Origin of the sequence: Lactobacillus porci, assembly GCF_009695985.1 — a bacterium.
In the GTDB taxonomy this organism is placed as follows: domain Bacteria; phylum Bacillota; class Bacilli; order Lactobacillales; family Lactobacillaceae; genus Lactobacillus; species Lactobacillus absianus.
Window position 1 is genome coordinate 1 of sequence record NZ_VUMX01000001.1, and the last position, 12,448, is coordinate 12,448.

13 protein-coding genes and 1 pseudogene are annotated in these 12,448 nt (G+C 48.2%); 6 read left to right on the forward strand and 8 right to left on the reverse strand.

Annotation, left to right across the window (positions count from 1 at the left end; translation table 11 throughout):
- Positions 1-283: 283 nt before the first annotated feature.
- The 3 genes from FYJ62_RS00005 to FYJ62_RS00015 all read right to left on the reverse strand — a co-directional run bounded on the left by FYJ62_RS00005 (position 284) and on the right by FYJ62_RS00015 (position 2,843).
- The gene (locus FYJ62_RS00005) at positions 284-514 is read right to left on the reverse strand and encodes a hypothetical protein (RefSeq protein ID WP_154546748.1); all 231 of its coding nucleotides are present in this window, start codon (positions 512-514) and stop codon (positions 284-286) included.
- The gene (locus FYJ62_RS00010; protein ID WP_154546749.1) at positions 507-1,448 is read right to left on the reverse strand and encodes an Rpn family recombination-promoting nuclease/putative transposase; all 942 of its coding nucleotides are present in this window, start codon (positions 1,446-1,448) and stop codon (positions 507-509) included. The genes FYJ62_RS00005 and FYJ62_RS00010 overlap by 8 nt, the downstream gene beginning before the upstream one ends.
- A gap of 159 nt (positions 1,449-1,607) precedes the next feature.
- Positions 1,608-2,843, reverse strand: a complete 1,236-nt coding sequence (locus FYJ62_RS00015; RefSeq protein ID WP_154546750.1) for an MFS transporter — start codon at positions 2,841-2,843, stop codon at positions 1,608-1,610.
- Between the two features lie 97 nt (positions 2,844-2,940).
- On the opposite strand from FYJ62_RS00015, the gene FYJ62_RS00020 reads away from it, so the two are divergent.
- Positions 2,941-3,786, forward strand: a complete 846-nt coding sequence (locus FYJ62_RS00020) for a helix-turn-helix domain-containing protein (protein ID WP_195837355.1) — start codon at positions 2,941-2,943, stop codon at positions 3,784-3,786.
- A gap of 309 nt (positions 3,787-4,095) precedes the next feature.
- Positions 4,096-4,266 (forward strand): annotated as a pseudogene (locus tag FYJ62_RS00025) (GMP synthase (glutamine-hydrolyzing)); the annotation flags it as partial.
- 34 nt (positions 4,267-4,300) lie between these two features.
- On the opposite strand, the gene FYJ62_RS00030 reads toward FYJ62_RS00025, so the two are convergent.
- The 3 genes from FYJ62_RS00030 to FYJ62_RS00040 all read right to left on the reverse strand — a co-directional run bounded on the left by FYJ62_RS00030 (position 4,301) and on the right by FYJ62_RS00040 (position 6,124).
- Positions 4,301-4,519 carry a hypothetical protein gene (locus FYJ62_RS00030; RefSeq protein WP_154546752.1) on the reverse strand — a complete coding sequence of 73 codons (219 nt, stop codon included), beginning with the start codon at positions 4,517-4,519 and terminating at the stop codon, positions 4,301-4,303.
- On the reverse strand, positions 4,512-5,501 hold the full coding sequence (locus FYJ62_RS00035; protein WP_154546753.1) for an Rpn family recombination-promoting nuclease/putative transposase: 990 nt from the start codon (positions 5,499-5,501) through the stop codon (positions 4,512-4,514). The genes FYJ62_RS00030 and FYJ62_RS00035 overlap by 8 nt, the downstream gene beginning before the upstream one ends.
- 146 nt (positions 5,502-5,647) lie before the next feature.
- On the reverse strand, positions 5,648-6,124 hold the full coding sequence (locus FYJ62_RS00040) for a DUF3955 domain-containing protein (protein WP_154546754.1): 477 nt from the start codon (positions 6,122-6,124) through the stop codon (positions 5,648-5,650).
- Between the two features lie 252 nt (positions 6,125-6,376).
- Here FYJ62_RS00040 and FYJ62_RS00045 point away from each other — a divergent pair, with 252 nt between their 5' ends.
- From FYJ62_RS00045 to FYJ62_RS00060, 4 genes are all read left to right on the forward strand, one after another.
- The gene (locus tag FYJ62_RS00045; RefSeq protein WP_229771789.1) at positions 6,377-7,501 is read left to right on the forward strand and encodes a GGDEF domain-containing protein; all 1,125 of its coding nucleotides are present in this window, start codon (positions 6,377-6,379) and stop codon (positions 7,499-7,501) included.
- 85 nt (positions 7,502-7,586) lie between these two features.
- Positions 7,587-7,730 (forward strand): hypothetical protein, encoded by a 144-nt coding sequence (locus FYJ62_RS00050; RefSeq protein ID WP_154546755.1) that lies wholly within the window; start codon positions 7,587-7,589, stop codon positions 7,728-7,730.
- Between the two features lie 458 nt (positions 7,731-8,188).
- Positions 8,189-9,016, forward strand: coding sequence for a mucin-binding protein (locus FYJ62_RS00055; protein WP_456073116.1), 828 nt, complete (start codon positions 8,189-8,191; stop codon positions 9,014-9,016).
- Positions 9,017-9,154: 138 nt separating this feature from the next.
- Positions 9,155-9,919, forward strand: coding sequence for a nucleoside phosphorylase (locus tag FYJ62_RS00060; protein WP_154546757.1), 765 nt, complete (start codon positions 9,155-9,157; stop codon positions 9,917-9,919).
- An 82-nt stretch (positions 9,920-10,001) separates the two neighbouring features.
- On the opposite strand, the gene FYJ62_RS00065 is transcribed toward FYJ62_RS00060, so the two are convergent.
- Positions 10,002-11,267 (reverse strand): carboxylate--amine ligase, encoded by a 1,266-nt coding sequence (locus FYJ62_RS00065; protein ID WP_154546758.1) that lies wholly within the window; start codon positions 11,265-11,267, stop codon positions 10,002-10,004.
- A 122-nt stretch (positions 11,268-11,389) separates the two neighbouring features.
- Positions 11,390-12,355, reverse strand: a complete 966-nt coding sequence (locus FYJ62_RS00070; RefSeq protein WP_154546759.1) for an ATP-binding protein — start codon at positions 12,353-12,355, stop codon at positions 11,390-11,392.
- Between the last annotated feature and the right edge of the window lie 93 nt (positions 12,356-12,448).

Consider the following 12,448-nt stretch of genomic DNA (forward strand, 5'->3'; position numbering starts at 1 on the left):
ATCAAAGAAAGAAACAAATTAGAGCAGTGCGTACACGTGCTGTTCTGCCGTAGTTAATCAATCTGCGGAAGCATCTGAGGTCCGCCAAGGATGCTTGAGAAGCGACAGCGTAAGCCTTCGGGCTTGGCTATGGGAGAACTCTCTTCGGGGAGTTTGCTTGGACCACGCTAGTTAGTCGCAAACCTCCGACCTCGGTCGGGGGTAGTTGATTTAAGCAATACTGCAGGCTTGTAGTTAAACGAAGAAAAAGCGGGCAAGCTTGGCTTGTCCGCTTTTGCGTTGCTTATTTTTTCTTGAGCAGTTCCTTGTACATAGGCCGGTCTGCCTCGGGGATGCCCAGGAGGTCCATAGCTTTGTCCGGAGTTAGATTGGTAGTGTTCAGAATGTTGAACAAGTAGTCTTTAGTCACTTTCTTAGTCACTTCATTGGTCACTTTCGCAGTCACTTCTTCAGTGTTTTCCTTCTTTGCCCGGTCAATCTTGACCTGAATAAATTGTGGCAGTACTTCAGTCATGGTAGTCACCTGTTTTCTTGAGCAGTTCCTTGTACATAGGCCGGTCTGCCTCGGGGATGCCCAGGAGGTCCATAGCTTTGTCCGGAGTTAGATTGGTAGTATTTAGAATGTTGAGCAAGTGCTCTCTAGTCACGTTTTTAGTGTTTTCCTTCTTTGCCCGGTCAATCTTGACCTGGATAAATTGTGGCAGTACTTCAGTCATGGTAGTCACCTCGTTCTTATCTTTTTCTTCTAATTCTTTGATTAACTCGTCATAAGCATGAGTGCCTGACAAGGAATTCATCATATCCAAAAGAAGCATGATATCTTCGATCGACAGCTTCTTGGCGCTCGGGTAGTATTCTTCACCAGCATTGGTCTGGATGAAATATTCCGCCAGACAGAAGAAGGCGCTCTTGAACCGTTGATCCAGTTCTGGTGCTGACAAGTCGCTGATCCGGTAAAAGGCCTTGATCTCATAATCACTGATCAGCTGCCGCATTTCCCTGGGCAACTTCTGCAGCTCAATGTTTCCCAGCAAGTTCCGGCTGTAGTTCCACGCTTCTTTCCCGTAGTATACCACCAGCGTAAGCACGGGGTAGAGCGTTTTGCTCTTGGTAAGCTGGTAGCGGTAGGCTGCGGCATCATAGTTCATCACCCGCGCTGGCATGTGCTTGTCCGGCCTGGTCTGGTTCTCAATTCCGACCAGCAAGATGACGACCTTCTTATCGCCAATTGTCAGCAGCTTGGCCACGTCCCGGTCCTGGCCATGAATTTCTCCGTTGGCCTTGTAGTAGCTGGTCGTGTTCGTATCCGTCAGCATGTCCGGCTTGATAACCTGCTCGCCATTAAAGATAAAGCCGTTCAACACGTCAGCAAAGATCTCGTTCTTATCCAGCATGACCTTTTGGACGATATCCTTGCTGCCGCGGACTGTTAGGGTTGATTTTGACATTTTTCCTCCATTCTAGAAGGGATTTTTCCCCTTCAATAAGTAATACACGAAAAGATGCCAAAATTTTTTCTTTTTTCAAAATTATAAGGGCGTTGCCAGCAGAAAAAGTCGAATTGATGTCAAAGTGGTATTGATCTGCCGCATTTGACTCATGACTATCTACTTGTTAGGCTGAGATAGTCGAAGTCGCTGGTTGAGGGCAATTAATACTGCCAAAGCGGCGACTTCTAAGGCAAGTAAGCTGATGATTGCCCAGGTCAAGCTAAAACTAGAAATAGTGGTGACCAAAGTTGTAATCAAAGGACTGGCGGCCATCAAAATGGTATTTAGCAGGCCAACAGTTGAAGCCAAAATTTGCCGATCAACGCTAGTTACCAGCCATTGGGTCATTTTGATGGAAACAGCACTGGCCAAAGCTGCTAAGAGACTGAACCAAGCTGCAGTTAGCCAGCCGTTATGACAAAAAAGACTCAGCGTGGTCAATAGGCTGGATAAGGCGGTCAAGCTGGCTAGATGAAAAATGTTGACTGAACGGAAAATCTTTTGACCAAAAATACTGCCGACGGCTGCCCCAATTGCGGCTGCTACGTTGGTCAGCGCCAGGGTAAAACTGTAGCTTAAAATGACCATGCTATTTTTGTGAGCGGCCAGAGTAATTGAAAACAAGGGCTCAATTGCGGTTAGTGAGGCGTTAATTACTGCTAAAACAAGTATGATGGTTAAGAGCCCAGACTGTTTCTGTGTTTGCTGATAAGCCTGCCGCATGGTTTGCCAAAAAGCTGGAGTTTTGTTGGTAGTTGCGTGAACAGGACCAGTCTTCCGGCTAACCAAGGCGAAAAGAATCGCGGCGATCAGAAAAGTCAGAGAATTGATCCAGGCCAGAGCAGCATAGGAAAGAACCAGGATTAATCCAGCTCCGGCAAATTGGGCCAGAACGTCGATAATCTGTTTAGTACCGCTAACGAATCCTTCTGCTTCACCGAAATTATCTTGTCCAACTAGGTCGACCACGAGCGGAACTATCAGCCCCGAGGAGTAGGAGCCACAGAGATCGGATAAGAAGTTGATGGTGATGATGGCCAGCAGGAGTTTCCATTGGTCAACCTTAGAGGCTAGAAGCAGAGCCGCCAAGGCGTATAAGAGACAGCGTAAAAGCGCGGTCAGCACGATACTGCGAAATTTGTGATTGCTTTTGTCAGCTAAGTAGCCAGCAAATATCTCTAGAAATTTTGGTACGGCTTCAGAGATTGCGATTAAAGAGATAGCTAAAGAATAGTTGTGCATTTGGCTGGCATAAGTCATAAATGCCAGATAGAAGAAGACATCGCCCGCGGCTGACAGGAGTCCACCGGTGGCAAAGCGGCGGAAGTTTTTGTTATTGAGAAAAGAATTCATTGTTGAACCAGCTTTCGTAAAAAGATTTTTACTTTAAGATAGGACTTCATGAACCGGTTAGCGAAAAATGTCATATTTGACTGTGGAGGAGCTAGAGATGGAAATTGGCGAATTACTTCAAAAATACCGCATAGAGCAGGGAAAAACGCAAAAGTCATGGGCGGGCAACGTGATCAGCCCTTCATTCTATTCGAAAGTTGAAAAAGGGTTAAACCGGATAAGCGCTGAAGATTTGCTGAAGCTGCTGGAGGCTAACCACATCCCTTTGGGGGAATTCTTCAGTCACTTGGAAGGGGAGGCTGGTCAGCGGAAGAAGTGGGAAAAGAATTTACGGGCGCGGTTGATGCAGGCATATTACCACGGAAATCAAGCAGATTTTCAGCAATTGTCTAAAGAAGTTCAAGCCAGCAGCTTTCCAGACAAGGAAGAGCAGCTCTTGATCATTGAGGGTTGGATGGAGACAATTAAAGATAATCAAGAGGCAAATGAAGTTCTTAGGCAGAAGATTAAGGACAAGATATTTAATATTGACGTTTTTGATAAAAAGCGGTTAATGCTGTACTGTAACTTCATGGACTTCTATGATTTGGAAAGCAACCGTTATCTAAGCCGGCAAATTGTAGAAAAATACAGGCAGACGACAGATGTAGATATTCAAGTTGCCCTGCTGGCGATTATTGATAATCTGCTGACTGATTTTGCTGAGAAGAGAGAAGTGAATGGAACAGAGTATTTTATCGAGGCAGGCAAGCAGATCCCAACCAGGCCAGAGCTGTTTTTCTACAAGAACTCGCTGTTGTTTTTTGAAAATTTGCTAGCCTATCAAGCCGAACCAAGCGCGGATAAAATGAAATATTGCCGTCTGGCGGTTCAGAATTATCAGTTGTTAGGGATGGCGGAATACGGACAAGAGGTTCAAAAGTTTTTAGATGAGCATATGTAAAAAAAGTCATATCTGCAATTTTACTTGCAGGTATGACTTTTTATTTATCCATTTTTTATCAGATTATACTAAAACACGAAATCTTGCAAAAAAGGGGGATCGTGAATGAAAAATCGAATTGTATTTGGCGATGAAGTTTGGCGACACTAAGAATTTTGACGACACTAACTAGTAATTAGTTTAGGAGGTGAGGTTCATGAGTGCTAAAGGTAGAATTAAGATTCACATCGACATTGAATTCTAGCGATCAAATTTTGAGGCTGCTGCTTAAAAAATAAGTGGAAGCCATTCCCAGAACTTGACCTGGACATCTGGGCCGTGACGTCAATTGCCGGGATGGCTGCTGACTTTGCCCAGATTCCATGGGACGTTTTGCAAAAGAACTCCGTGCGGATCGTCAACGAAATCAAGCAGGTTAACCGCATACTGTACGACGTGACGAGCAAGCCACCGGCAACGATTGATATGAATAAAAGATAAGCGGATAAGCCAAGCTTGCCCGCTTTTGCGTTGCTTATTTTTTCTTGAGCAGCTCCTTGTACATAGGCCGGTCTGCCTCGGGGATGCCCAGGAGGTCCATAGCTTTGTCCGGAGTTAGATTGGTAGTTTTTAGAATGTTGAGCAAGTGATCTTTGGTCACTTTCGCAGTCACTTTCTTAGTCACTTCTTCAGCAGTTTCCTTCTTTGCCTGGTCAATCTTGACCTGGATAAATTGTGGCAGTACTTCAGTCATGGTAGTCGCCTGTTTTCTTGAGCATTTCCTTGTACTTAGGCCGATCTGCCGCGGGGATGCCCAGGAGATCCATAGCTTCGTCCGGAGTTAAACTGGTAGTGTTTAGAATGTTGAGCAAGTGATCTTTAGTCACGTTTTCAGTAGTTTTTCTAGTCACTTCTTTGGTCACTTTCTTAGTCACTTCTTCAGTGTTTTCCTTCTTTGCCCGGTCAATCTTGACCTGAATAAATTGTGGCAGTACTTCAGTCATGGTAGTCACCTCGTTCTTATCTTTTTCTTCCAATTCTTTGATCAACTCGTCATAAGCATGAGTGCCTGACAAGGAATTCATCATATCCAAAAGAAGCATGATATCTTCGACCGACAGTTTCTTGGCGCTCGGGTGGTATTCTTCACCAGCATTGGTCTGGATGAAGTATTCCGCCAGACAGAAGAAGGCGCTTTTGAACCGCTGATCCAGTTCTGGTGCTGACAAGTCGCTGATCCGGTAAAAGGCCTTGATCTCATAATCACTGATTAGCTGCCGCATTTCCTTGGGCAACTTCTGCAGCTCAATGTTTCCCAGCAGGTTCCGGCTGTAGTTCCACGCTTCTTTCCCGTAGTATACCACCAGCGTAAGCACGGGGTAGAGCGTTTTGCTCTTGGTGAGCTGGTAGCGGTAGGCTGCGGCATCATAGTTCATCACCCGCGCTGGCATGTGCTTGTCCGGCCTGGTCTGGTTCTCAATTCCGACCAGCAAGATGACGATCTTCTTATCGCCAATTGTCAGCAATTTGGCCACGTCCCGGTCCTGGCCGTGAATTTCTCCGTTGGCCTTGTAGTAGCTGGTCGTGTTCGTATCCGTCAGCATATTCGGCTTGATAACCTGCTGGCCTTTGAAAATAAAGCCGTTCAACACGTCAGCAAAGATCTCGTTCTTGTCCAGCATGACCTTTTGGACGATATCCTTGCTGCCGCGGACTGTTAGGGTTGATTTTGACATTTTTCCTCCATTCTAGAAGGGAATTTTCCCCTTCAATAAGTAATACACGGAAAAACGTCAAAATTTTTTTATTCTTTAAAACTTATAGAAAAAGAGCGCCAGTTGGCGCTCTAAATCTTAAAAATATGATTATCAGCTTAGCATTACTATTTTTCACGCAGCTTTCTCACCAGGAAGCAGGTCGTGGTGGTCAAGAGGACCAGGAAGCCCGTGAAGAGAAAGGCGAAGCCAATTGGCAAAAGATAGAAGTTTTCGTGCAGGATCCCTTGCTTGTCGATGTATTCAACTGAGTTGGCCTTAATTAAGAAGCAAGCCAAGCCGAGAATCATCAAAAAGGCCCCAGTTAGGGTTGAGACCATGTTCATCTTGGCCCGGCGACCTTCTGAGCCGTCTTGGATCAGCTTTTCCGTCATCTTGTTCATATCCGTTCCTCCTAAAATTAATTCGTCTAAAGAAATGTGAAAGACCTGACTGATTACGATCAGGGTTTCGATGTCAGGCAAGTTGCGGTTGTTCTCCCAGTTGGAGACGGCTTGGCGGGTCACGTTGACCTTGAGGGCAAACTGTTCTTGGGTCAGTCCCATTTGCTGGCGCAGCTGCTTGACTTGATCACTGAATTCCATGATTTACAGCTCCTTTTTCTTAGCAAGTTTGACTCAAGCTTAAGGGAAAAAGCGCGCCCTGACAAGAAAGCAAAGCTGTCATCGAATTATTTCCCGAGAAATAATTGCTTGTTCCTGCATGATTAGTGAGGCAATCAGCAATGAAAAATAAATCGCTTTCGAGAGACAAAATTTTTGATGATTTTTGTTAAAATAGTGGAAAATAAATTCTCGCGGATTCATAGCGGGATGGAGCAATGAGAGACGTTAAATTTGAAGAACATTAATTACTATGGACTCGACTTTGACCAGTACCGGGCCTGCTTGCCCCATATTCGCCAGCATAACTGGCAGAGCTGCGCATTTTTGGTGAAGATGTACGCGGTCGCGATGGCGATTTTTACCATACTGTCGCTATTTGGCTTGCACCCAGCTTATTTGGCAATGTATCTGTCAGGATTTGTAGCTGCCCTGATTTTGGCCTGGCTGATCAAGAAGAAGCTGATCGGCAACCGGCTGACGGTTTATTGCACGATGGCGCTTTTCCTGCTTAACTCGATCGTGGACTCAAACCTTGACCCGCGCAACGTGGCAACTGGTTATTTAGTCCTTATTGTGCTGGTTGCGGTTTTGCTGACGGACACCTTCTACAGTCTGACTGCTTTCTACGTGGCCATGCTGGCTTTATTTAGCGTCGGCTCTTATTGCTTCAAAGGGGCCGCGATGGGGGAGCTGGATACCTTTAATGGGGTGATTTTTACTGCCGTTGCTTTATCCTTGAACTATGTCGTTCAAAAGGAACGCTTGGCCTCGTTCATCTTATTGAACAAGTACCATGCCAATCAGCGTCAGCTAAGAGTGCAGGCAGACTTTGACCGCCTAAGCGGGGCAATGATCCGGTCGACTTTCGCGGATTTGCTGCAGAAAACGGTCGACCGGCCCGAATGCACGGATCTCTATATTGGCTTGATCGATATCGACCACTTCAAGCAGATCAATGACAGCTACGGCCACCAGATGGGAGATCTGGCGATTAGGGAATTAAGCAATTGCTTTGTCCAGGGCTTAAATGTCGACTACCATGACCGGGCTGAATTTTTGGAAGATTATGATCCAAAGAAAGACAGCCTTTTAGGCCGGCTGGGCGGCGATGAGTTCGTCTTCGCCTTTCACGCGCCAGCTGACCAGGCTTGCGTGGCCAAGCTTCGTGCCATTCAAGCCGACTTCCGCCAGCGAGTGATCAGGCTGAATGGCCGCGAGCTCAGCCAGTTGCATTTCTCTTGCGGGGTGATTCACTGCCAAAGCCAGGGGGATGACGTAGAACAGATTTATCAACAGGTTGACGCCCTGATGTACCAGATCAAGAAACAGGGTGGCGATAACGTGTTGCTAGGATGACAATAATTGCTAGTTAAGGAAGCTTCGGCTTCCTTTTTTATGTTTTAAATGCCGAAAAAATATGATTCAGGGGATAACGCAGCAAGTGAAATCCCAAGGCAAGCAGCCGCCGCTTAGAAAAATAAGCAGCGGCCGTTTATTTGGCGAAAAGAAAGCGGTGACGGCTAGTGATAATAATCTTTTTAAAATCTTCAAACACCAATTCAGCCTCATTGATATTGCTGATTAACAATAATTCTGATAAGAACAGCAATAATTGACCCCAAGGACAGATTTTAAGAACATGGTTATAAAGAATGGACAAAAAATCTGTGGCTAGAAGTGCACTCATCTTTTGTATTATCTTTTTAATAAACTGTAAACAATATCGGTTGCTGGATATTGATTTAACAATCATTGATAGATCAATACTTTTGGAGGGGCTATCGAACTACTTTTGGCTTTTTGAATAGAGCAATGGTTATATCGCTGTGGCATTGATCATAGAAAGCTAAGTGCACTGAGCCTCTGTAGATATAGGCGAAAACTAATGAAAATCGGCGAAAAAGTGTGGATTTTTCTCTGAGCAGCGTCTATAATCATAAGTGAAAGATAACAGAAACGCAATATTAAAGATCAAATGGATATAGGAGATTTACAATAAAACACACGATAACAGTTCTGGCAGCCCTGGCAGCCCTCCTCGGGCTGGCAACCTCAGCACCCAAGCCAGTATACGCAAAAGCAGCTAGCAAGAAAGTTACTCGGACCATCAAGGTCTACGAGCCAGGCAAGTACAGCCAAGTTAAGCAGACTGTAACTTTGAAGAAGAAGGGCCGCAAGTGGACGACCGCTACCTGGAAGTCCTACAAGGCTCCTAAGGCTTCTGGCTACGCAGCCAGCACCAAGGCGGTCAAGGCAGTTAAGGTAACCAGCAAGACCAAGAACAAAACGGTCAAGATCAAGTACGTGGCAGTCAAGAAGGCCGCTGTTAAGGCCAGCCCTGCCAACAGCAGCCAAGACCAGCTGCGCAAGTCAGTCCTGAATGTTGTCAACAGCTTCCGGGCCAAGGTTGGCGTCAAGGCAGTCAAGATGAGCTCCAAGTACAACGAAATCCTTGACAAGCGGGCCACTGAAAAGGCTAAGCAATACGTAACGACTGGGACCTACGACCACTCTGGCTACAACGCTCTACCAAAGTACCTCAATACCTACCCAATCGTTAAGGGCAAGATCGTCTACCACGGCGGCGAAACCCTGCACGCTTGCTACTACAACGGCCTGAGCTCTGACGCTACTGCTGAAATGAAGGCTAGCTTGACTAGCACCTTCACGGAAAACATGCAGGCTGAAAAGGACGACTACGAAGCAATCGTTGTCAAGAAGACCAGAAAGAACCTGACCAATATCAGCGGCACTTACGAACACTACAAGATGCTGGTTGACTCAGGCAACCACACGGCCTACATCGGGGTTGGCCACTACGGCAGCGGCAACAACGCGATGGTCTGCGTCGTAATCGAATTCCACGCTTAATCGAAATCACCACTGCTTAATCTCTCAAACCAGAAACGAGCCGGTTTCAAACGGAATCGACTCGTTTTGTTTTGCTGCTTTTGCCATGGGTGGAAAAGTTGCTATACTTAACTTATTTGAGATGAAAAGAGCGGAATTATGATTGAAAAGAACGAACTGCCAATTTTGGAATACGACCCGACTTCTCAGGAAGTCCTCAAGCCCGGCCACGATGCCAAAGGCGTCAAGCTGCCAGAGAAATGCCTGTTTGCCTTCTTGGGGGATGAAGTGGATGAATACGCGGAACAGGTTAATGCCACGGTGGCTGACCACTTTATCACGGTTGACCGGCTGCGGCCAATTTACGTGATTAAGGATCAAGGAGAGCCCCTCTGCTTGTGCCGGGCTCCCTTGGGCGGCCCGGCGGCAGCCCAGTTTATGGATGCCTTGATCGCGCTTGGCTGCCGAAAATTTCTGGCCGTCGGCTCCTGTGGCACCCTGGTCGACATCAAGGAGAACGACTTCTTGATCCCAACCCGGGCTCTGAGAGATGAGGGCACCTCCTACAAGTACCTGCCGGCCAGCCGCTATGTGGACCTTGACCCAGTTGCTGTGGAAAAAATTGGCCAAGGACTGGCAGAGCAGGGATTGCCCTATGAGCACTGCACGACCTGGACGACGGACGGCTTTTTCCGTGAAACCCAGGACATGGTCGAGTACCGGCGCGAAGAAGGCTGCCAGGTGGTGGAGATGGAATGTGCCTCAATGGCCGCCGTTGCCGCCAAGCGGGGCGTTGAATTCGGCCAGCTGCTCTACACGGCCGATTCCCTGGCCAACGTGGCGGCCCATGACGACCGCAGCTGGGGAAAAGCTGCTCAAGAGCAGGCTATGCACATCTGCCTGCGGATTATCCACATTTTTTAAACAAGCCAGGCCTAAAAATAAGCCCAAAAAGAGGAATCTCGCGTGAGATTCCTCTTTTTGCTGTGCATAAGTCTTGAATTTCTTACTTGTTTTGGCTGAAGTACTGTTCCTTATTGACCTTGAAGTAGGTCTGGTAGTCCTTGAAGTAGTTGTGGTACATGTGCTTCATCAGCAGCCAGCGCTTAAAATTGCGGTCTTTGTCATAGAAGACGGTCGTGCCATACTTGCCCTCTTTAAGGAGCTCCATGGCCTCGTCCTTGGCCGGGGAAGGAACCGCGTATTCTTCAAAAAGCTTCCGCGGCACGCCGAGCCAGAGCATATGGCCAGCCCGGTCCTTGTTCCCGTAGACGGTTGCCCGATCTTTGAGGGAGTCCTCAACGTAGTCGTCGATGTACCACTTGGCCAGGTTGTAGCCGTTCAGGGTCACGTAAAAGCTGGAGCGGCCTTGGCGGAGGTTGATTTCAAAGAACTTGTAGATCCCGTCGCGGCGGTCGTACTTGATGTCGAAGTTGGCCATCCCCGTATAGTGGATCTTTTCCAAAAAGGCCTGAACGGTCTGGTAGAGCTGCTCATCATAGTCCGGCGCGATCACCATGTAGTTGCCAATGGCGATTGGGTCTGGATCTTCCAGAAGCGGGTGGCCCAGGCACATCATCTTGACCTTATGATTTTTGTCCACATAAGCGTTCAGAACCCGCATGTTGGAGTCGTCGCCTGGGATAAAGTCCTGCAAGATCAGGTCTTCCTTGTAGCCGTTGGTGTAGATCTTGCCCACGATGTCTTTGAATTCAGCAAAGTCCTTGATGACAAAGGCCTTCTTGCGGCCCTCAAACTGCACGTCCAGCCAGGACACCGGGTCTTCTGGCTTTAAGGCAACCGGGAAGGGGAACGGTACGTTTTCATAAGAGCCATCCCGGTAGTCCTTCATGGTGATGATGTGGGTCTTTGGATATGGCAGGTCGTATTCCTCACAGACTTCGTAGAAGCCCTCTTTGGAGATCAGCTTTTCCAGCAGGTCGTAGTTGATGTAAGGCACGATAAAGGCCTTTTCCAATTCAGCCTTGTGCTTGGCCAAAAGCTCGGAATAGCCGTCCCCGCAGGAAATCAGGATGACTGGCTCGGGATGGTCTTGGTATTCCTTGATCTTTTCCCGCATGACTTCGATAAAGGCTGGATCCTCGGTAAAGCCGGGGTGGACCTCGATATCAACGATGTTGGAGTAGCGGGTCGGGGCCAGGGTGGAAGCACCCCAGGCTTGGACCTTGATTCCGTAAGCTTCATGGAAGGAGCGCGCCATCCCGTAGACGTTGATGTCGCTGCCCAGCAGAATTGGGGTAAATGGTTTCATTGCTTGTTTGATTCTTTCTAATTTGCTTCATTGTTTGGACCGGTTGGGTCCTTACATATACTAGCATTTATGAGCCGGACTGATTCAATGGGGAAGCGCTTTTTTAGAAAAAATTGCCGCTCTTATTCCGCGATCCGATAGCGGATCGCTTTGGCCTTGCCGCGCTTCGTGATAAGGCCCTTGCCCTCCATTTGCCGGAGCAGGCGGGTAGCCGTGGCCGGACTGACTCCCAGCAATTTTTCGATGTCGCTTCGGATGAATTCCGCGTGGTCTTGGCCAAAAGCCAGGACGGCCTGCTCGTTGCCAGCCGGGGCCGCGCTCTTGGCGGCTTTGGGGCGGGCTGGCCGCGGCGCCGGCTGGGGCTTAGCCTTGGCCTTTGGCTTAAGCTTGACGCTCTCAAGCTGGTAGGCTGGCAGGACCACCTTGAAAGAAGCAGGGGCGGGGATGATGACGGGCTGGTCGGCCGCGCCCTTGTAGGCACTCTTGATCCGGGCCAAGCCCGTGCCGTAGGATTCCACCAGCTTGAGCCGGTAGAAGAACTGGGCCAGGTGCGGGTTGCGGCAGACTGACAAGCCCAGCTTGACGTCAGCTTCGGTAATTCCGTCCGCGAGGCCGCCGTAAGAGATGAACTCAATCCGGTCAGCGTAGACATTGATCAAAGTGCTGGCTGGATTGGAATAGTCCCTGTGGATAATGCAGTTCATCAAGGCCTCGCGGATAGCCTGCGGTGGATAAGTCCGCTGGTCTTCCCGGTAAAGGCCCTTGATCTGGCTCTTGACTGGGTTGTGCTGGTCAATGAAGCGGTAGACGGCCGCGAACTGGGCGGCCAAAGAACCGGTGAACTCCTGCCGGTCCAGGAACTCATCCTGGGTCACCCCTTTGAAGACCCCGCACTTGATCGAGTAGGGGCACTGGTCTGACAAAAGCAGGTCCAGATTGCTGAACTGGCCCAGACCCAAAAGCTGGGCCGGCGTTTGGGCAGCCGGCAGCTGGTGGTCGGCCAGGACCTGGTTCAGACTCTTAAAAGTCAAATCCTGCCGGTAGGAGAGCTGGCTTTCAAAATTTTCGCTGGCGTTTGGATTGAACATGACGATTTTCCCCCATTTTTCTAGTCGGTTGGCCTACTAACTATTCTAATCCAATCACGTCAATCTCGCCAATGATTTGATTAGATTTGATTG